Origin of the sequence: Planotetraspora phitsanulokensis (assembly GCF_016863295.1) — a bacterium.
Lineage (GTDB): Bacteria > Actinomycetota > Actinomycetes > Streptosporangiales > Streptosporangiaceae > Planotetraspora > Planotetraspora phitsanulokensis.
This window is the reverse complement of record NZ_BOOP01000001.1, coordinates 84,046-103,878: the sequence shown is the minus strand read 5'-3', so window position 1 is coordinate 103,878 and position 19,833 is coordinate 84,046. Positions and strand designations below refer to the sequence as shown.

The 19,833-nt window shown below is 70.7% G+C and carries 19 protein-coding genes; 9 read left to right on the top strand and 10 right to left on the bottom strand.

What is annotated here, in order from left to right; translation table 11 throughout:
- Positions 1–73: 73 nt before the first annotated feature.
- On the bottom strand, positions 74–490 hold the full coding sequence (locus Pph01_RS00465) for an SRPBCC family protein (protein WP_204070879.1): 417 nt from the start codon (positions 488–490) through the stop codon (positions 74–76).
- A gap of 87 nt (positions 491–577) precedes the next feature.
- On the opposite strand from Pph01_RS00465, the gene Pph01_RS00460 reads away from it, so the two are divergent.
- Positions 578–1,045: a MarR family winged helix-turn-helix transcriptional regulator gene (locus Pph01_RS00460; protein WP_239116314.1), complete on the top strand. Its 468-nt coding sequence runs from the start codon at positions 578–580 to the stop codon at positions 1,043–1,045.
- Positions 1,046–1,071: 26 nt separating this feature from the next.
- On the opposite strand, the gene Pph01_RS00455 is transcribed toward Pph01_RS00460, so the two are convergent.
- Positions 1,072–1,545: a GNAT family N-acetyltransferase gene (locus Pph01_RS00455; RefSeq protein WP_239116313.1), complete on the bottom strand. Its 474-nt coding sequence runs from the start codon at positions 1,543–1,545 to the stop codon at positions 1,072–1,074.
- Positions 1,546–1,639: 94 nt separating this feature from the next.
- Here Pph01_RS00455 and Pph01_RS00450 point away from each other — a divergent pair, with 94 nt between their 5' ends.
- Together Pph01_RS00450 and Pph01_RS00445 are read left to right on the top strand one after the other, a co-directional pair.
- Positions 1,640–2,188 carry a hypothetical protein gene (locus Pph01_RS00450; protein ID WP_204070877.1) on the top strand — a complete coding sequence of 183 codons (549 nt, stop codon included), beginning with the start codon at positions 1,640–1,642 and terminating at the stop codon, positions 2,186–2,188.
- 73 nt (positions 2,189–2,261) lie between these two features.
- A complete protein-coding gene (locus Pph01_RS00445) occupies positions 2,262–2,813 on the top strand; it encodes a hypothetical protein (protein WP_204070876.1) in 552 nt (183 codons plus the stop codon).
- Between the two features lie 200 nt (positions 2,814–3,013).
- Here Pph01_RS00445 and Pph01_RS00440 read toward each other — a convergent pair whose 3' ends face one another.
- Genes Pph01_RS00440 through Pph01_RS00430 form a run of 3 tightly spaced genes read right to left on the bottom strand, consistent with a single transcriptional unit; the run spans position 3,014 to position 7,902 of the window.
- Positions 3,014–3,397 (bottom strand): VOC family protein, encoded by a 384-nt coding sequence (locus Pph01_RS00440; RefSeq protein WP_204070875.1) that lies wholly within the window; start codon positions 3,395–3,397, stop codon positions 3,014–3,016.
- Positions 3,398–3,457: 60 nt separating this feature from the next.
- A complete protein-coding gene (locus Pph01_RS00435) occupies positions 3,458–6,067 on the bottom strand; it encodes a hypothetical protein (protein ID WP_204070874.1) in 2,610 nt (869 codons plus the stop codon).
- Complete coding sequence (locus tag Pph01_RS00430; protein ID WP_204070873.1) at positions 6,064–7,902, bottom strand: HSP90 family protein; 1,839 nt, start codon at positions 7,900–7,902, stop codon at positions 6,064–6,066. The genes Pph01_RS00435 and Pph01_RS00430 overlap by 4 nt, the downstream gene beginning before the upstream one ends.
- A gap of 210 nt (positions 7,903–8,112) precedes the next feature.
- Between Pph01_RS00430 and Pph01_RS00425 the strand changes: the two genes are divergently transcribed.
- The gene (locus Pph01_RS00425) at positions 8,113–8,634 is read left to right on the top strand and encodes a TrmH family RNA methyltransferase (protein ID WP_204070872.1); all 522 of its coding nucleotides are present in this window, start codon (positions 8,113–8,115) and stop codon (positions 8,632–8,634) included.
- An 86-nt stretch (positions 8,635–8,720) separates the two neighbouring features.
- Here the strand turns inward: Pph01_RS00425 and Pph01_RS00420 are convergent, their stop codons facing one another.
- From Pph01_RS00420 to Pph01_RS00400, 5 genes are all read right to left on the bottom strand, one after another.
- Positions 8,721–10,127, bottom strand: coding sequence for a family 2B encapsulin nanocompartment shell protein (locus Pph01_RS00420; RefSeq protein WP_204070871.1), 1,407 nt, complete (start codon positions 10,125–10,127; stop codon positions 8,721–8,723).
- Positions 10,124–12,367, bottom strand: coding sequence for a family 2 encapsulin nanocompartment cargo protein terpene cyclase (locus Pph01_RS00415; RefSeq protein ID WP_204070870.1), 2,244 nt, complete (start codon positions 12,365–12,367; stop codon positions 10,124–10,126). The genes Pph01_RS00420 and Pph01_RS00415 overlap by 4 nt, the downstream gene beginning before the upstream one ends.
- Before the next feature lie 11 nt (positions 12,368–12,378).
- Complete coding sequence (locus Pph01_RS00410; protein ID WP_204070869.1) at positions 12,379–13,770, bottom strand: family 2B encapsulin nanocompartment shell protein; 1,392 nt, start codon at positions 13,768–13,770, stop codon at positions 12,379–12,381.
- A 62-nt stretch (positions 13,771–13,832) separates the two neighbouring features.
- On the bottom strand, positions 13,833–14,768 hold the full coding sequence (locus tag Pph01_RS00405; protein ID WP_204070868.1) for a 4-hydroxy-3-methylbut-2-enyl diphosphate reductase: 936 nt from the start codon (positions 14,766–14,768) through the stop codon (positions 13,833–13,835).
- A gap of 87 nt (positions 14,769–14,855) precedes the next feature.
- On the bottom strand, positions 14,856–15,926 hold the full coding sequence (locus Pph01_RS00400) for a polyprenyl synthetase family protein (protein ID WP_204070867.1): 1,071 nt from the start codon (positions 15,924–15,926) through the stop codon (positions 14,856–14,858).
- A 272-nt stretch (positions 15,927–16,198) separates the two neighbouring features.
- Between Pph01_RS00400 and Pph01_RS00395 the strand changes: the two genes are divergently transcribed.
- From Pph01_RS00395 to Pph01_RS00375, 5 genes are all read left to right on the top strand, one after another.
- Positions 16,199–17,005 carry an IclR family transcriptional regulator gene (locus Pph01_RS00395; protein ID WP_204070866.1) on the top strand — a complete coding sequence of 269 codons (807 nt, stop codon included), beginning with the start codon at positions 16,199–16,201 and terminating at the stop codon, positions 17,003–17,005.
- Between the two features lie 170 nt (positions 17,006–17,175).
- Entirely contained in the window at positions 17,176–18,384 is a 1,209-nt protein-coding gene (locus Pph01_RS00390; protein ID WP_204070865.1) for a hypothetical protein, read from the top strand.
- Entirely contained in the window at positions 18,381–18,704 is a 324-nt protein-coding gene (locus tag Pph01_RS00385) for a nuclear transport factor 2 family protein (RefSeq protein WP_204070864.1), read from the top strand. The genes Pph01_RS00390 and Pph01_RS00385 overlap by 4 nt, the downstream gene beginning before the upstream one ends.
- Before the next feature lie 10 nt (positions 18,705–18,714).
- Entirely contained in the window at positions 18,715–19,299 is a 585-nt protein-coding gene (locus Pph01_RS00380; RefSeq protein WP_204070863.1) for a hypothetical protein, read from the top strand.
- 69 nt (positions 19,300–19,368) lie between these two features.
- Positions 19,369–19,827, top strand: coding sequence for a hypothetical protein (locus tag Pph01_RS00375; RefSeq protein ID WP_204070862.1), 459 nt, complete (start codon positions 19,369–19,371; stop codon positions 19,825–19,827).
- The last annotated feature ends 6 nt before the right edge of the window (positions 19,828–19,833 follow it).

Sequence of the window (19,833 nt, the reverse complement as noted above, 5' to 3'; positions counted from 1 at the left end):
CGATGAGTGCGTCTACCGCCGCGACGCGGCCCCGCCCCGTTGGACGGGGCGGGGCCGCGGGGAGCTCGTCCGGTCAGGCCGTGGCGAGATGGGCGGCCAGGCCGTCGAGCAGGAAGTTGCTGCCCTGCTCGGCCTGGTCGCGGTCTTCGGCGGTGTCGAGCGTCTGGGAAAGACGGATCTGGGTGCGCTCGCCGTCGTCGGTCAGGTCGACGGCCATCAGGACGGGCTCGTCGCGACCGGGCACGTTCATGCTCATCACCAGGCGCTTGTTCTCCACGACCTCGGTGTAGCCGCCCGACAACGGGACGCGGGTGCCGCCGGGGATGACCATGACCGAGCTCCAGGCGCCGCCGGGCCGGACGTCGAAGACGACTTCTTCGGCGCTGGCCCACGTGCCGTAGTGTTCGGCGATGGTCCACGCGGCCCAGACCTTGTCGACCGGGGCGTCGAGGGTGCGGGTGAGGGTGTAGTCGTATCCGACGGTGCTCATGGCGCATCTCCTTGTCTGACCCCTGCCAGGGGGTTGGGGGATCAACTGATCTCAAGGTATAGTACGGATCATTGATAGTCAATGATCGTGATTAAATTCGGAGCAGAGATGGACGCCGACAGCAGGGAGCCGGACTTGGGGATGCTGGTCGGGCAGCTGGGACGCGCGCTGCAGGAGGAGCTGTTCTCCCGCCTGGCCGAGCAGGGGCATCCGCAGGTGCAGCCGCGGCACGGCACGGTGCTGGCCGTACTGCCCGCCACGGGCGCGCGGGCGACCGAACTCGCACAGCGGTCCGGGCAGCACAAGCAGATCGTCGGGGTCATCGTCGACGAACTGGAGCGGCTCGGCTATGTGCGCAGAGAAGCCGACCCGGCCGATCGGCGCGCGAAGCTCGTCGTCCCCACCGAGGCCGGCCTGGACGAGGTCGACAAGGCGCGCACCATCCTCGCCCAGGTCGAACAGCGCCATCGCCAGGAGTTGGGGAGCGAGGTCTATCAGGTCTTCAAAACAGCCCTCGAACACATCACACGTTCCCAGCGCGCTTGGCGGCAGTAGGCGACCCGCCGCAACGGCGGTATCGGCTATGACGGTTGCGAGGGGACCCGTATCCGCAGCAGTGGCAGGACGCGGCCGGGTATCGAGCCCGATGGCGTTTCGCCGACGCGCTCGGCGCCCATCGCCAGGTAGAACCCCTCCGCGAACGGGTCGGCGTCGATGCGCAGGTTCGTGAAGCCGGCCGTTCGAGCCGTTCGCATCGCGTGGTGCCACAGACGGCGCCCGACTCCTCCGCCTATGGCGTCGGGCTCGACCCACATGTTGCCCAGTTCGCCGTCGGGCGGCTCGCCGGCGAGGCTGTAGAAGCCCAGTACTCGTCCGGCCGACTCGGCGACAGAAATCCGTTGGGCTCGCACCTGTTCGGGCGGAAAGGTCAACTCCGCCCGGCACGCCTCCATGAAGTCACGGTCGTAACCCCAGTACCCCTTGGATCGGAGGGCCAGGTCGCCGAGCAGATCCGCCTCCTCCGCACGCGCGGGGCGGATCAGAACATCGATCACATCGCCATTGTTCATGGCCGGTGCGCTGACTTGCATGCCCTTTTTGTGCTCATACGGTCGGCGACCACCCGCTCTTGTGCGCTATGGTCCGCCCATGAGCGGAGCCGATGATCTTCTCCGGCGGGTCGAGACGACCCCGGAGCTGGCCGATCTGCTGTCGTGGCCGGGTGACTTCGACATCGAGCGGCGTGACCCCGTCGAGCAGTTGAGGCTGCCGTCCGGACTGTCGCTGACGCCGATAGCCGGAGACGCCAGCGGGGGCACCTACTTCCTGTGCGGAACGCCCGGCACCACGCGCCCGGTCCTGTACGCCGATTCCGAGGGCCAGGCCACCTTGGTGGCCGCCGACCTGGTGGAGGCGCTCACTGTGGTCGCGGCGTTCCCCTACTGGCAGGACATGTTGCACGGACACTCAGCCGAGGAGCTGGAGGAGGAGATCCGTGACGACGACCCTGACTACGCACCCGCCCATGCCAGGCTCATAGAGCTTCTCGGCGTCACTCCGCCCGCCGCGGAGGAAGCGGTCACGCTCCTACGCGCGTCGGCGTCCCGCACCGTTCCCGACTTCCTGCCCATCGCCCACCACGACGAGGGCGAAAGCGTCTACGAACCGATGTGGACGCCGAGTCATCGGCCCGCCTGAGGGACCGTAGGGCCGCTTCCGCATTCACCGGCCCGGTCCCGCTCTTCGGCTACCGCCGATCACGAGGGGAACCATGCAAGCGGACATCGCGACTCAGCTGATCACAGCGTCCGCCACGTTGGGCGGTGTGGTCCTGACCCTGCTCGCGAACGCGTTCCTGGAGCGCCGGCGGGCGCACGACGGCCACGAGCTCGAAACCCATCGCGTCACCTCAGAGCACGCCAAGTGGTTACGCGAAGAGCGTCACAGGGCGTACAGCGGCATGTCGATCGCCGGCGAAGAGGTCCAGCAGTGGATGCGGAACGACCTGCTCGAGATCGCGGCGTCAGGCGACGAGAAGGCGCGCGAACAGGCCGCGGCCCAGTGGCGGCTCCTTCGGACCGAGCTGCGCAAGGCGTACAACCAGGTCGCCATCTTCGGGGCGGACGAGGCCCGGGCGGAGGCGCTCACCCTGTGGCGGGCAGCGCGCGACACAGGGAACGACTACCTCTTTCCCTCGATCGACCATCCCGCTCCCGAGGAGCCGGTTCGGACGATCAGGGAGGGCGTGGCCCGACTCGGTGTCGCGGGCGACGCGTTCCTCACCGCATGCCGGAAGGACCTGCAGGGCGGCGCGGTCGGCTGACCGCGCTACCGGCTCCACTCCCCCTGGTCGAGCGGAATCCGTTGTCGATGAGAAGCCCCGCGAAGACGTCCCAGTCCCTGCGCGTGCGCCCGCCGCCGTGCAGCAGGAGGACATCCCTGCCATGCCCGCCAAGGTCTTCTGCCGCGATCGGCACGTCGCCGGCCGTGAGTTTTCTCATCAACAGTCCTGCTTCCTGGAGGTCAGCGCATGACGCAGAACTCGTTGCCCTCGGGATCAGCCATCGTCACCCAGTCCTTGTGCTCGGCCAGCACACGCGCGCCCAGCCCGACCAGCCTCCGGACCTCCGCGTCCGTGTCGTCGGCCGTCAGGTCCAGATGCATCCGGTTCTTCACGACCTTCGACTCGGGTACGAGCGTGAAGAAGAAACGCGGCCTGACCCCCGGTCCGGCCTCCACCAGCACGCTCGGATCGTCTTCCGGATCGTCGATGCCGTCGCCGCGCAGGCGGTCCAGCTCGGCCTGGTCGTACGGGGCGACCTCATAGCCGTCGAGTGCTGCCGCCCAGAACCGGGCCAGAGAGGCCGGATGCCGGCAGTCGACCACGACGTCGTGAATCCGTGCCATGAGATCACATACTCCCGAAGTCGCCCGAAACCACCAGGTTCACTGTCCCCGCTGTCCGGACTATTCGTCGCCGGGTTCGCCGAGCATGGCGCCGAGTTGCCTCCTGGTTTCCGCGAGCTCGTCGAGAACCTCCTCCGAGGGATCGCTCTGCGCGAGCGACTCCAGCTCGTTCAGCACCGCCCGCATGGCGACGACCCCGGGCCCCGTCGCGTCGGGGGTCGTCCCGGCCTCCTCGGCGGCCGCGTCGTCCATCGCGTTCAGCAACCACGCGGCCGACCGCAGGCAGCGCACGCGCGGCGTGACCGCGCCGATCTCGGCCCAGAGCAGGGCGGCACGCCGGTACGCCGCCAGGGACTCCTCACCCTGCCCGGCGTCCCGAAGCGCCTCCGCCGCCGCCCAGGCCAGCTGGGCGTGCGGGACCTGGTTCTGCGGGTCGTCCTGGAACAGCCGCGCGGCCTCGAGGTACTGCTCGGCCGCCTCGTGGTGACGGCCGACGGCGCCCAGCGAGTCGCCGTACTGCCTGCGGGTGTTCGCGATGCCGTGCGCGTCGTACGGGATCTCCACCCTCGGCATGGCCTCCTCGAACAGCGCGGCGGCCTCCGCGTGCCGTTCGAGGACGTGATAGGCGCGCGCCGCCGTGAAGGTGTTGTGCAGAGTGTCCGGCTCGGACAGGCCGTCCCAGCGTGCGGCGGCGGCGAGCGCCGCGGTGACGAGCTCGAGCTCACGCCCCTCCTGACGGGAGATCACCTCGACGAGCAGCGAGCTCAGATGCGCGGCCTGTTCGCGGTCGAGGAGGCCGCCGCCGTACTCGATCGCCCGCGAGGCGAGGTCCTCCGCCGCCTTGACGTCGCCGTCCCCGAGAGCGAGCTGCGCCAGCATGGCCGCCGGGTTCGCGGCGTACCACGGCTGCCCGGCGTCGACGTAGCCGTTCAGCGCGGACGACAGGTGCGCGCGGGCGGCGTCCCCGTCCTCCAGCCGGAAGCAGAGCTGGGCGAGCATGTCGTGATACCGGCACGCGCGGTCGGCGACGCCGAGCTCCTCGGTCAGGGCGAGCTCGGCCTCGATCAGCGCCCGCGCCGCCGCCACCTCGGCGGCCGGCGGGTCCTCCTGCAGCGCGAGAGCGTTCATCGCGGAGAACGGCCCGCCCTTCCGCACGGCCGCGTACTCGGCGGGCGTCAGCGCCCCGGCCGCGTATTCGCGCTCCGCTTCCGCGACGACGCCCGCGAGCGACGCCTCCGCCGCGGCCGGGTCCCCCGCCATGAGCAGTGTCACGGCGGCGACCGCCCGCGCCTCCAGCGCGTCCCCCACGCGGGTGAACCGCGCGAACCGCTCCGCCGACGCCAGCAGCATGTCACGGGCCCGGCCGGGGTCGGAGCCCATCAGCTCCCCCGCCCTGGTGCGCTCGATCTCGGCGACCACGTCCTCCGGCAACTCCTCGCCGCTGTCCGCGACCCGGTCCCAGGCCTGCTCCGCGTGCGGGTGGCGGACGGTGGTCAGCCGCCGCGCCTCGGCGACCATCTCGTCCAGGGTCGTTCCGGTCGCCGGGACGGGCACGACGGCTTCGGACGGCCGCGGGACAGGCAACGTCAGCGGCACGCCGAGCGGCAGCCGTTCGAGCAGCGGTTCCTGGGCGAGCCGCCGGGCGAGCTGCTCGCTGTAGGCGGTGGTGCCGTTACGCGCGTCGTAACGGGCGGACACGTCCCCGAGCTCCCGCTCCAGCGTGGCGAGCATGGTCTCGACCGTGCCGGCGCCGACGGGCACGTCCCCGTGGCCGAGCGCTACCAGGCGGCGCAGCAGGACGGCGGCCCCCGACAGGAACCCGGCCCGCTGGGACGCGTCCTCGTGCTGGTCGGTGACCCAGGCGGCGTGCTCGGTGAAGATCTCGAGCCCGCGCGCCTCGTTGCCGGTCAGGGCGCAGAACTCCATGTGCCTGCCCACGGACGCGCGCAGGCTGACGTTGTGACGGACGAGGCGGTACCCCTTGAGGAAGGCGCCGCGCGCCTCCTCGACGCGCCCGGTGCGCAGGAAGGGGAGCAGCGACTGCGCCAGCACATGGTGCGGCTCCTCCGCACAGGCCAGTTCACCGTCGAGCACGGGCGCCCAGTAGTCCAGCGCGCCGTCGTCGTCGCCGACGGTCGTCCGCCACCAGCCCCAGGTGTTGCGCTCGCAGGCGTCGCAGTCGGCCATCTCGTCGCGGGGCGCGGTGATGGACGCCTCCATCGCGGTGGCGGCGCCCTCGTCGTCGCCGATGAGCTCGGCCAGCTGCGCGCGGAGCGCCAGCACCGGCCGGGTGCTGAACCCGCGCTGCCGATAACGGCCGTCCAGCTCGTCGAGCCAGCGGTAGACCGTCGCTAGGGGCACCGACGGGTTGTTCACCAGGTTGGCGGTCATCCACTTGAGCGTCCAGTGGATGGAGTGCGACCACCCGCCCACCTCGGCCGGGTGGTCGTCGTAGATGCGCAGGAGCCGTCCGAAGGCCACGGGCATGCGGTCGCGTTCGCCGCCGTAGGCGTACGCCTTGATCTGGTTGAGCAGCACCTCGGCCTCAAGGCCCCGGTCCTCGGCGGTGCGGGCGGCCGCGGCGAGCGTCTCGAGGCGTTCGGCCTTCAAACGGCCGTCGGGAAGCGTGTGGCTCTCGTCGAGCCCGGCGCGGATCTCTGCGACGTTCATGCCTGGTCATCCTCTTGGGGGGGTTCGGTCAGGTTGTGGGAGGCCCAGCCGAGCAGCTCGTCGAAGGCCCGGTTGAGCAGCGCGGTGTCGACCGGCCGCAGGGGTCTGTGGGTCATCAGCAGGGCCTGGCCGTACAGGGCCTCGATCGCGGAGACGAGCAGCGTCTGGTCGCGGATCGCCGCGAGCCGGCGCACGACCGGGCTGCGGTGGTTGAGGACGAGCTGCGCGCGCGGCTCGGCTGACTTGAGGGCGCCGAGGATCTCCGCCCAGAGGTCGTCCGCGTCGGCCGCCGTCTCCGCCCGGGTGCGTTCGTTGCGCGCCTCGCGGGTGTCCAGGTGCAGGGCCGACACCGACGCGGGGAAGAACGCGCGGAGGATCACGTCGCACCCCAGCGGATCGAGCGTGGCGCGGGCCGTCGCGAGGAACCCGGCCATCGCGAGCTCGTCGGCGCCGTCCACCGGATCGAGCGCCGCGGTGACCACGTCGGCGCCCAGCTCCTCGACGGCCACGCCGGGCATGACCTCCGGGAGCAGGGCGACCAGCTCGGTCTCGTAGGTGTAGCCGCCGTTGACGACCCCGACGCCCTGGGCGGACGCGATCGTCGCGATCTGGCGGAACTCCTCGACGGTGGACGTCACCCGGACGACGGGGTGCTTCCTGGCGAACTCCTCCAGGGTGACCCGCCCGTCGGTCGTCTCGAAGGCGAGGTACGGCAACATGATCCGGAACAGGTCCCTGTCGTGCCGGGCCAGCGCCTTGACCCCGAGGCTGTGGACGGACAGGAACGCCGCAAGGCGGCCCGGGTCCTGGGCGGCCAGCCCGGTGAGCCAGTCGCGCACCCGGACGCCGAGGGCCTCGCGGACCGCCGCCAGCGTCTCGTCCTCGTACAGCCCCTCACGGGAGGCGGTCGGGCGGAGCGTGTCCGTGTCGATCACGCAGCGGACGAAGAACGCCCAGTCCGGCAGCAGGCCGGTCGTCACGTCGCTGAGCAGCATGCCCTTGAGGTACACGCGGTGCCGGCCGCTGTCGGCCGGATTGGCGGCCCGCGGAAGCACGTACGCGGCGCCCCGTACTCCCGCCAGCTCGACGTCGAGCTCGATGACGTCGAGCGCGGTGAAGCCGAGCACCTGCTCTCCGTACTCGATCAGCGCCGACCTGCGGGCGGCGGGCGAGGAATGGGTGCGACCCCACACCGGAACGCCGTCGGTCGTCGTGGTGGTCCGCCCGTCCGCCTCGACCGTCACCTCGTACGGCAGCAACGCGCCGAAGTCGCGGGCGAGCCCGGCCACGAGCTCGGGCGCGAACCAGCGCTCCGCCCCGGGCCTCGGCGTCAGGCGCACCGTCGTCCCCGGTTCCGCGCGCTCGCCGGGTTCGAGGCGCCGTACGGAGTACGTCCCGTCGGACGCGGCCAGCCATTCGACCCCCGGGTCCTCAGGGTTCGTGGCGGGGCGCGTGAGCACCTGGATCCGCTCGGCGACGGTGAAGCAGGCGAGCAGGCCGATGCCGAACTGCCCGAGGAACTCCCTGCGGGCCCCCTCGAGATCGTCGCGCTTGGACGAGCGGCCGATCGTCGCGAGGAACCGGTGGACGTCGGCCTCGGTCAGGCCGATCCCCGGGTCGTCGATGCGCAGACCCGACCGGTCCACGGCGATCCGGATGGCCGTGGGCGCGGCGGGCTCGATCCGCCGGCGCGCGGTCACCGCGTCGACCGCGTTCTGCAGCAGTTCCCGCACGTAGACGCGGGGGCTCGAGTACAGGTGGTGCGACAGGAGATCGACGAGACCGCGCAGATCAACCTGGAACGAATGCGACTTGGCCGACTTATCGTCCAACATGGCGACGATCGTAGCGGCGGCCGGCGAAGCGGTTCGATCGATATCGCGTTCCCGCGCGTTCCCCTCGCGCGCCGCACGCCTCTACTCTGTGCCTCCTCTGTGCCTCTATCCTGGGCACGAACGTCGATTCGCCGATGGCCCGGGCGTGCCGCTGAAAGCGCCCTTGTTCATGTGTCTTCACCTCTTCGCGGGAGACCTCCGCGATTCCCGATGAGCGGGCCCGCCGTACGGGTCCGGACCCGCAAGGACCTCCGAGGTGAGCGTCGGCGCCGTCCGCCCCGCTGCCTCGACCACCTGACCGTCGCTCCCTTGTGGCCGCTGCACGGCGTCAACCTGGGAACCCTCCTGCGCACCTGCGACGCCGTGGGGGCCTGCCTCGCCGTACCCCGCCTGCCCTGGGTGCCCGAGGCGCTCGAACGCGGGAACACGCTGCGCCGGCCCGCCTGCGTGCACTGGGTGGGCAACGCCCTGCGCTGGCTGGAACGCCGGCGTGAGGCGGGGCATCACGTGGTGGGCGTCGAACTGGCCGAGGAGGCCGTACGGCTGGCCGACCTGCCGATGGCCCGCAGGCCGACGATCGCGGTCCTCGGCCACGAGCGTGAGGGCATCCCGCCGGAGGCGCTCGACCTCCTCGACGCCGTCGTGGAGATCCCGATGATCGGCACGGGTGCGAGCCTCAACGTCGCGGTCGCGGGCTCACTCGTCCTCTACAAGCTCGCAGGGTTCGCCTGAGACCGGGTTCGCCTGAGAACGGGTTCGCCTGAGAACGGCAGGCGGACCGGCGGGATGACCACCGGTCCGCCTGCTCGGCACGGAGGCTAGGCGACCTCGACGCTCTCGAGGACGCCGAGCGCGTCGGGCACCAGGACGGCGGCCGAGTAGTACGTCGTGACCAGATAGGAGGTGATCGCCTTGTCGTCGATGCCCATGAAACGGACCGACAGCCCCGGCTCGTACTCGTCGGGCAGGCCGGTGCGGTGCAGGCCGACCACCCCCTGGTCGTCCTCCCCCACCCGCATGACCATGATCGAGCTGAGTCCTTCGCGGCTGACCGGGATCTTGTCGCACGGCAGGATCGGCACCCCCCGCCACCCCATCACCCTGGAGCCCCCGAAGTCCACGGTGTCGGGATAGACGCCCCTGCAGTTGCACTGCCGGGCGAAGGCGGCGATGGCCGCCGGATGCGCCACGAAGAACTGCGACTTCCTTCGCCTGCAGAGCAGCTCGTCGAGGTCGTCGGGGGTGGGCGGGCCAGTCCGGGTGTGGATCCGCTGCCCCAGATCCGCGTTGTGCAGCAACCCGAACTCACGGTTGTTCACCAACTCGTGCTCCTGCCGCTCCCGCAACGCCTCGACCGTCAACCGCAACTGCTGCTCGGTCTGATTCATCGGCTCGTTGTACAGATCCGCCACCCGCGAATGCACCCGCAAAATCGTCTGAGCCACACTCAGCTCATACTCACGAGGCGACACCTCGTAATCCACGAACGTCCCCGGCAACGTCACCTCCCCCACATGACCCGCCGCCAACTCGATCCCGGCCTCGCCGTGCTTGTTCTGAGGTGCGCGGGCGTCGGCCGCGGCCCGCCGGACATGGGCCTCCAGTGCCTCCGACCGGTCGCGCACCTCCTGGAACTCCCCCAGCGAGAGGATCAGGACGGTGCAGGGGGTGATGGCCGTCGCGGTGAACCCCCACCTCATGGTGGGCCCGGTCAGCGCCTGCTGCCCGAGGTGGTCGCCGTCGGCCAGGACCCGCAGTTCCCTGCTCCGCCCGTACTCCCCGGCCGCCGTCGCGTCGGCCCTGCCGTGCGCGAGGAGGACCACCCCGTCCACCGGGGTGTCCGCTGACACGATCCGCTCGCCGGGCTGGAACTCGTGCTGGACGAACCGCTCCGCGAGCTCGCCCAGCACGCCGTCGTCGGGGAAGCCCCGCAGCGCGGGCAACTCCCCCAGGGTCGCGGGGACGACGTCGATCCGCGACCCGGTGGAGACGAACGCCACGCGCCCGGACCCGGCCCGGTGGGTCAGCCGGCGGTTGACCCGGTAGGCGCCGCCGCTCACCTCCACCCAGGGCAGCGCGCGCAGCAGATGACGTGAGGTGATCTCCTGCATCTGCGGCGCCGACTTGGTCGTCGACGCCAGATTGCGCGCGGCGGCCGTACCGAGACTCAGGGCGGGATCGGGCGCGGAGCTCAGGGCGGGATCCTCCGTGCCGGGCACGCTCATGCGCACACCGCCGATCCGGCGCCGGGACGCGCGGAGCCGGCGAGGCAGGCCAGCCGGGCCGTCGCCGTCCCGAGCCCGCTCGGAACGCCGACCGGCCGCGCCACCCGAACGTGTTCCAGCTCGGATTCGACGTAACGGCTGGTCTCCCGGTGCCACAGGAGGACGGCGGCCATCCAGTCCTTCAGCTCCTCGGTGTAGTCGATGAGGACCTGTCTCGCCTCGGCGTCCAGGTCGTGGTCGTCGAACAGGACGGGCAGTTCGGCCGTGACGAGGTGCTCGAACTGCCGCATGCGGGACGTCATCAGGTCGGCCACGATGTCGGCCGCCCGCAGGGCGTCGCAGCCGAAGAAGCTCTGCACGACGAGGACGCAGTTGTGCAGCTCACCTTCGAACTGGATCTCCTTCTGGTACGAGAAGAGGTCGTTGACGAGGCAGGCGTAGTCGGCGGACGCGTTCTCGAGCCCAAGGATCGTGCGGGTCTCGTACACCTCCCGGGGGACGTGCCGGCCGTGCGCCAGACGGGCCAGCGCCCTGGTGAGGTCCGACCCGAAGGTCAGGCGCCGCATCTCCATGTAGTCGATCGGATCGGGGATCCTGTTCTGGATGTGGTTGGCCAGCTCCCACTGCCAACTGCCGGTCATCTGCTCGACCGCCGCGCGGAACAGGTCGCGGCCCTCGGGGGTCATGGGCGACGCGGTCCGCGCCCACAGGTCCGCGAGGGCGCGTTCCACCGGATTGGCCGGCTCGGGCGTGACGCCGAGGTCCAGCGGCATGAACAGCGGCAGCCGCCCGGTGAACACCCGCGCGCCCGCCATGTCCCGGGACGGCCCGAAGACCGCTGGGTAGTAGTCGTCGGCGTAGGTCCCCCAGGTGAGCCATTGGGCCGCCAGGGTCAGCTCCTCGCCGGGCGCGTCCGGATCTATCCCGGCGGCGCACAACGCGAAGTCGAAGCCCTCGTTCTTCCTGGCGGTCCACAGGCCGGCGCCCGCGAGCTGGGGCAACGGGTCGTAGAAACCCATCCGGCCCGCCCATTCCCAGCTGCCGCGCCGCGCCGCGTCCAGGTGCGGGTTCACCCTGACGCCGTACGGCATGACGATCTCGGGAAGGGGCAACGGCCCCACGTCCTGGTAGGGGACGTGGGTGTGGTTCCGGGGGCCCCCGGCTCCGGTCAGACCCGCCGCCAGTCTGATCCGCGCCGCCGAGGTCCCCAGTCCCGTCGGCCCGCCGAGCACGGGCTCGTCGGCGGCGGTGCCGCCGTTCATGTACCGGCTGGAGCGCATGTGCCACTCGTGGCCGCCGGACTGCCAGTCCTGCAGTCCCTTGACATAGGCGAGTACGGCGAGGCGCTCCCCCGGGTCGAGCGCGTGCTCGTCGAAGAGGGGGGACAGCTCGGTGAGGGTCGTGTTCTCGAACTGGTGCAGCCGCGAGGTGAGCAGGTCGTTGACGGCGTCGGCGGCCTGCTGCGTGTCGAGGCCGAGGAAGCGCTCGAACACCAGGACGCCGTTGCTGAGCTCCCCCTCCTCCTCGACCTCGCGCTGGTAGGAGAACAGGTCGTTGCGCAGATGCACCGCGTCGGAGAAGGCATCCCTGAGCACGCACAACGGCCGGGTCCGCGCCACACGGGCCGGGATCTGGGCGCCGACGGCGTGCTCGACCAGGTTGGCCGACCAGGGCGCCCCGCCGACCCGTCGCCGCATCTCGATGTACTCCATCGGGTTGGCGACCCGGCCCGCGTTGATGTTGGACAACTCCCACAGGGACTCGTCCAGCAGGTTCTTGGTGCTCTCGACGAAGCGCACCCGCCAGTCCACGGACATGCCGGGCACCGTCCTGGTCCACAGGTCGGCGAGGCCGCGTTCCACCGGGTTCTCCGGCTCGGGCATGTCCGAGCCGGGGTCGGCGGGCATGAAGGCCGGCAGCCTGTCCAGGTACTCCTTCGCGCCCTCCGTGTCCCCGCTGCGTTTGAAGAGCTCCAGGAAGTGGTCGTCGAAGAAGAACACCCACACGTACCAGTCGGTGATGAGGTCGAGCTCGGGGGCGGGGGCGTCCGGGTGCGTGTAGGCGCACATCAGCCCGTAGTCCATGGCGTCGAGCTGCGCCTCGTCCCAGACGCCGAGTCCGGGGTCGAGCATGCCCATGCCACGGGCCCATCGCCTCGTGTGCGCCCGGGCCGTCTCCAGGTGGGGATTGAGCCTGGCCGGATACGGCACGTAGAAGTCGGGAAGCGTGAAGGGTTGCATGATCCGCTCCGCTAGCCGATCTCGACGCTCTCGAGGACGCCGAGCGCGTCGGGCACCAGGACGGCGGCCGAGTAGTACGTCGTGACCAGGTAGGAGATGATCGCCTTGTCGCTGATCCCCATGAACCGGACCGACAGCCCCGGCTGGTACTCGTCGGGCAGGCCGGTGCGGTGCAGGCCGACGACGCCCTGCTCGGCCTCGCCCACCCGCATCGCCATGATCGAGCTCAGCCCGCGGTCGCTGACCGGGATCTTGTTGCACGGCAGGATCGGTACGCCGCGCCAGGCCGGGACCCTGTTGCCGTTCAGCTCCGTGCTCTGCGGGTAAAGGCCCCGGCTGTTGCACTCCCGGGCGAAGGCGGCGATCGCCTTCGGGTGGGCGAAGATGAAGGCCGGCTCCTTCCACACCTTGGCGAGCAGGGCGTCCATGTCGTCGGGGGTGGGCGGGCCGGTCCGGGTGTGGATCCGCTGCCCCAGATCCGCGTTGTGCAGCAGCCCGAACTCACGGTTGTTCACCAACTCGTGCTCCTGCCGCTCCCGCAACGCCTCGATCGTCAACCGCAACTGCTGCTCGGTCTGATTCATCGGCTCGTTGTACAGATCCGCCACCCGCGAATGCACCCGCAAAATCGTCTGAGCCACACTCAGCTCATACTCACGAGGCGACACCTCGTAATCCACGAACGTCCCCGGCAACGTCACCTCCCCCACATGACCCGCCGCCAACTCGATCTCCGCCTCGCCGTGGGCGTTGGCGGCCCGGTGGGAGCCCGACCGGAGCTCCGCGAGGTGGGCGCGCAGTTCGGGCGACTGGGCGGCGACGTCCTGGAACGCCTCTCGCGTCATGATCAGCACCGTGCACGGGGTGATGGCCCTCACGGTGAAGTCCCAGGTGTCCGACTCCTCGGTCAGCAACTGCTCGCCGAAGTGGTCGCCGTCCGCCAGGACCGCCAGGGTCGACTCGTGCCCGTACGCGCCCGCCCCCAGCTTGTTCACCTTGCCGTGGGCGATCAGGACCACCTGGTCCACCGGGGTGCCCGCGGAGACGATCACCTCGTCCGGCTCGAACTCACGCTGGACGAAGCGCCGGGCCAGGGCCGACAGCACATCGGTGTCGTCGAACCGCCGCAGGGCCGCCAGCTCGCAGAGCTCGGCCGGGATGACCCTGACCTCCGCACCCGTGGAGACGAACGTGATCCGCCCGTCGCCCACCCCGTAGCTGAGCCGCCGGTTCACCCGGTACGCCCCGCCGACCACCTGCACCCAGGGGAGCACCCGCAGCAGATGACGTGAGGTGATCTCCTGCATCTGCGGCACCGACTTGGTCGTCGTCGCCAGATTGCGCGCGGCGGCCGTACCGAGGCTCAGCTGCGACTGCTCACTCGTGGGGGCTGCTTCGGTCATGACGAAATCACCTTTTCTCTCGTGGTGGGACCGCCGGGGCCCAGGCGTGGCCCCGGCGTGGACTACCGGCTCCGGTCGCGGAGCCCAGGGGGAAGGGAGAACGTCAGGGTCTCCTCGGCGAGGGTGACCGGGGTCGTGTCGGCGAATCCGCGTGCGGCGAGCCAGTCGAGCAGTTCCACGACGAGACGCTCGGGGACCGAGGCGCCGGAGCTGACGCCGACGGTGTCCACCCCCTCGAGCCAGCGCTCGTCGGCGTCGTGGGCGCGGTCGACGAGATGAGCCGCGCCGGCGCCCGCGCCGAGGGCGACGTCGACCAGCCGCTGGGAGTTGGAGGAGTTCGCCGAGCCGACCACGATGACGAGCTGGCACCGGGGCGCGATGGCGGTCACGGCCTCCTGCCGGTTCTGGCTCGCGTAGCAGATGTCGTCGCTGGGCGGGTCGATCAGGCCGGGGAACCGCTCGCGCAGGCGGGCGACGGCGCCCATCGTCTCGTCGACCGACAGCGTGGTCTGGGACAACCAGCTCACCGGCGCACCCTCGGGCAGGTGGACGTCGTCCGGCCGTGCGGGATCGACGACGTGGATCCGGTCGGCGGCCTCGCCGAGCGTCCCCTCCACCTCTTCGTGCTCGGCGTGGCCGATGAGGAGAATTCGGTGGCCCGCCTCCGCGAACCTGACGGCCTCCTTGTGAACCTTGGTGACGAGCGGACAGGTGGCGTCGACCGCTCGGAGCCCTCGCTGCTCGGCCTCCCGCCTGACCACCGGGGAGACGCCGTGCGCGGAGAAGATGACCATCGCGCCGTCGGGCACCTCGTCGAGCTCTTCGACGAACACGGCGCCCCGCCGGGACAGGTCGTCCACGACGAAGGTGTTGTGCACGATCTGCCTTCGGACGTAGATCGGCGGACCGTGCCGCCGTAAGGCCTCCTCCACGGTGAGGATGGCCCGTTCGACGCCCGCGCAGTAGCCACGCGGGGCAGCCAGCAGTACACGCCCCATGAACTGGTTCCCCTTTGTCCGGTTTATCGGGCTTACCTGGGCTTACCTGAGTTGACCGGTGTCACGGATCTCCGGCTCTGCGAGCGGTCACCGGGTGCGGTTGATGAGTCCGTCCGCCAGGACCGCCAGGCCGCTCATGGACTCGGGGCCGATCGGCGCGGCGTACAGGACGCCGAGGGCGTCGCGGGCGCGTTCGTCGATCATCGCCTCGACCCGCGCCAGGGCTCCAGTGGTCACCACGATCTCCCGCAACTCCGCCGCCCGCTGCTCGGTCAGCTCGGCGTTGCCGTGCCAGGCGCGGAGATGGTCCGCCTCGCCGGGCGACGCGTACTGGAAGGCGTGGGCGATGAGGATCGTGTGCTTGCCCTCTCTCAGGTCGTCGAGCACCGACTTGCCGGTCACGGCCGGGTCGCCGAACATGCCGAGGACGTCGTCGCGGAGCTGGAAGGCCTCGCCCAGCGGAAGGCCGATCTGGGAGTAGGTCTCGAGAAGGACGGGGTCGGCTCCGGCCAGCGCGCCGCCGATCTGCAGCGGGCGCTCGACGGTGTACTTGGCCGTCTTGTAGCGGATCACCGTCAGGACCTGCTCGACCGTGGACAGGTCACGGACCTGGGCGAGGATGTCGAGGTACTGCCCCGTGATCACCTCGGTGCGCAGCCGGTCGAACAGCCCGCGCGCGGTGCGCAGGCGAGCCTGTTCGACGTCTCCGGCCGACAGCAGCTCGTCGGACCAGGCCAGCGTGAGCACGCCCATCAGGATCGCCGCCGCCCGTCCGAACGACCTCGCCCCCGGCCCTTCGTGCATGCCCGCCAGGCTGCGGTGCATGGTGGGGCTGCCGCGGCGCAGTTCGCTGCCGTCCATGATGTCGTCGTGGATGAGCAGTCCCGCGTGGCACAGCTCGAGGGCGGAGGCCGCCGAGATGATCTGGTCGCACTCCTCGCCGCCGGCGCCCCGCCATCCCCAGTAGCACAGCAGGGGGCGGATCCGCTTGCCGCCGCCCAGGATGAACCGGCGCAGCAGACGGTAGGCCCCGGTCACCTCCGGGTCGGCGACCGGCGCGGCGTGATCGTCGAGGAACCTCTCCAGATGGTGGTCGACCAGCGCCCGCACCCGCTCGGCGGTCCGCTCGCTCGACGCCTGCTCGATTCCCACCGTCATGGCTCGCCCTCCTCGAAGAAGATCCGATGCACACAGCAAGCTATTGACTGACTACGGAAAGTTGAAGGTTCCATTCCGGAGAACGGAACATGTCATGACCGGCCCGCCACTACTGAGAGTGGTGTTACGTTGCCGGGGGTAGTCATGCTTTGCTTTGCTGATCCACAGGGCTGATCCGCACCAGGAGCATGCCTTCCCATCACCGGACGGGTGCCGAGCGAAGAATGCCGCGAAGCGTAGTCGACGAGGAATCACCACTGTCACGACATCTGATGCCTGACCAGCCGAGCAGTCTGGAGAAGGCCATAACGATCATCACGTCGCTGAGCACGGCTCTTCAGCCGGTGAGCCTGGCGGAGTTGTCGAGGAGGACGGGGCTGCCGAAGACGACCGCCCATCGCCTGCTCGGGGTGCTGTGCAGGAAGGGGTTCGCCAGGCGGATCGGCATCGACTACGCCATCGGAGACCAGCTGATCAGCCTGACCGGCCCCGGGCCCCGGACCATTCCGGGCACCCGGCGCATCGTCCTGCCGTACATGATCCGCTTATACGAGCTGACCCGTCAGACGGTGAACCTGGCCGTCTCCCGGGGGCTGGAGGTCGCCTACGTCGAGCGCGTCTACGGTCACACCCGTGTGAGCTCGCCCTCGGACGACGTCGATCGGGCGCCGCTGCACTGCACCGCCACGGGCAAGGTGCTCCTCGCGTTCAACAACGAGCTCAATACGAGCTTCCGCGACCTCGGCGCCATGCAGAGGATGACCCGCAGGACGCTCGCCGGGCCGGCCGCCCTCGACCGCGAACTCCAGACGGTACGGCGCAGCGGCCTCGCCTTCTCGCGGGAGGAGTTCGCCGAAGGCGTGGCCTGCGCCGCCGCTCCCGTCTTCGGGCCCGACGGCAGGATCTGCATGGCGGTGGGCGTGGCGGGGCCGTCGGTGAGCACGGTCACCCCGGAGGTCGCGGGAATGGTCAGGAAGACGGCGCACGCCATATCCGCGAGCATCACCCGATCGATCGCCGGGATGGCGGGCAGGGCGAAAGCCGACAGCCCGGGCACCCCGGGCGCCTCCCTCCTCTGACGCCGGCCCGGGCACCCCGGGCGCCTCCCTTCTCCGAAGGTCTGACGAGAGGTCCGAGACGGCGCCCGGCCGAGATCATCGCCTTCCGCGCCCGGCAGAGGGCAATTTTCCCGGCTCCTTGAGCAACTTCAGGAAAGAAGCCGGCCACCCCGACCGGCCATCCTGCTGTCGTGCCATCTCGCACCGCCTCCCGGCCCGCCTACCGCGGCGCCGCGCCCCTGCCGGCGCAGCCGGCCCTGAGCGCTCCGGAAACGGCTTCCGCACCCGCACAGGGACGCGTCCAGCCCTTGCTCGGCCTCGCGGGGCTGACGTTCGTGATCCCGCTCTCCTTCCTGATCTCCTTCGGCGCGGGTGGCGCGGAGGCGTCGCTGCGGGTGCTCGGGCCGCTCACCACGTTCGCCCTGCCGGCCGTCGCGATGATCGCGTTCTGGTGGGAGGACTGGCCGGGCAGCGCGCTGCGCGCCGGCTGGTCCGGTCTCACCGACACGCTCATCGTGGTCGCGGCCGGAGCGTGCCTCACCGTGGTCGGCCAGGCCATCGTGAGCGGCGTCGATCTGGGGGTGCTCATGGACGCCCGGCCGCGCGCCGGGCACGTCCCGACGTTCCCGAGCACGATGCCGCTGGCCGTCGGCGTGTTCACGGCCATCCTCCAGCTGACCCTGGTGTCGGAGGGCTGGCCGCTGCGCGGCCTCGGCCGTTTCCGGTCCGGCCTCGCGGCCGTGGTGCTGTGCTACGTGGTCGGCACCGCCGGATACCTGCTCCTCGTCGACGTGGACGACGCGGCGGCGGCCGGTACATCCCTCCACGACCCGGGCGGGCCGTTCCCCGCCGGGGTCTACGGCGCCTGGCTGACGGCTCTCGGCGTCTGGCAGATGGTGTTCTTCGTGGCCCTGCGCGGCCGGCCGTTCACCGCCATCCGGCGGCGCGGACCGCGGCTGGCCGCCGGCAACGCGGCGGTGATCCTCCTCGGCTGGGCGACCTACGCCGTGCTGCGTCACCCCCTCGGGTGGGAGCCCGGCCGGATCACGGCGCTCTGCGGTACGGTGATCACCGCCGTCCTCATTGTTGGGATGCTCTTCGAGGCCTGGCCGGCGACCAGGTTGCGGCCACTGCCCGGCCGCACCTGCGCCCTGGCCCTCATGGGCGCCGTCGCCGCCCTGCTGTACTGGGCGCTGTCCGCATACGCGCGGGGCGTCGGCTGGCAACACGCGACGCCCGACGAATGGGTCACGTTCGCGGCGCTCAACGGCATCGGCGCGGGAATCATCCTGCATGTTGCGATCTGGCGGCGCTGGCCGGTGATCACCGGACCGGCCGGTCAGGCCGACGGAACACAACCGCCCGCCGAAAGGCGGTCAGAAGAAGGGGAACCGACATGACGTACGAGGTCGAACCGGCGGTCCAGGCGCTGCTGGACGCCGCGAACGAGGGCGACCTCGCCGCGTTCCTCGCGGGCTTCACCGATGACGGCGTCGTCGACGACTGGGGCCGCGAGTTCCGTGGAGCGAGCCGGATCCAGGCGTGGAGCGACGCGGAGTTCATCGGCAAGCAGGTCACCCTGGCCGTCGAGCGGGTCGAGCGGCGCGGCGACGAGACCGTGGTCACCGCGCAGGTGGGCGGCAACGGCTTCAACGGCCCGAGCCACTTCTCCTTCCGCGTCGCGGGTGACCGCGTCTCCCGCATGACGATCCGGGCATAGCGGGACAGGCGTGCGCCTTCCGAGATTCCTCCTGGCCGGCGTCCTACTGTTCGCCGCGCTCTTCCTGCTGACCTCGCTGTTCGTCCGGGCCCCCTTCGAGGGGGTCGGCGTGACGGCCGCCGCGGTCTTCCTCGTCGTCTGGCTCGTCGTCTCGATGGTCAACACCTGGCTCGGAGTCGTGTCCGCGGGCTACCGCCCCGCGGAGGAGGCACTGGCCCTGCTTCCCGTGTTCGGCGTCCCCGCCGTCGTCGCCGGTCTCGGCGCGCTCGCCTCCTCGACGCTCTGGGACGGCGGCCCGGTCATCCAGACCGGCCGGGCTCCGGCCGTGTTCGCGGCCGGGCTGGCCCTGTGGGGCGCCATCCTGCTCCTGGCCGGTCTCCTTACGCCGAAGCCGTCCCCCGCCCGGAGCGCGGCGACCGCGGCGGCCGTCCTCGCCCCCCTGTGGGTGCTGCTGTGCCTGGTCAACCTGGTGATCGGGGTGCGGGCCGCGGGATACACGGTCGCCGAGGAGATCCCCGTTTTCCTGCTCAACGTCGCGGTGCCGGGGGTCGTGGCGATGGCCGCCTGGGCGCTGGTCAGGCGCACCGCCTCCTGACCGCACCCGTCCGCGGGCCCCGCGGACGGACCACTGGCGCGGCATTGTGATCTTTGATACGCACCATTCATGGCGGCAGACGTTCTGGTGTCCGTGGCGTCCCTGGCCGGAGTCGGCCTCGGCGGCGGCCTGTCCTACCTTGCCCAGATCACCTCCCTGCGTCATGCCGGCCGTACCGAGCAGTGGCGCGCCACCGCCCAGACGGCCGAGGCGCGCAGGGCGGAGCGGCTCGAAGAGCTGCGCCGGTTCATCCAGGTCACCCAGCAGGGCGAGCGCACCGCCGAGGAACGGCGTGCCACACCCACGCCCGAATGGCTCGCGGACGCCAGGGACGTCATGGACGAGCTGTGGGTCCGCGAACGCATGATCCATGTTCTGTTCGGCGCGTCCCTCCACGAGCGCGCCCGCGCCTACGTCGTCGCGATCAACGACATCCTCTGGGAGGAGCAGGCGGATGAGCCGATCTGGGACCACCTGCAGGGCCCCAAGGTCGCCTTCCTCGACGCCGCCCGCGCCGAACTCGCCTGACCCGCC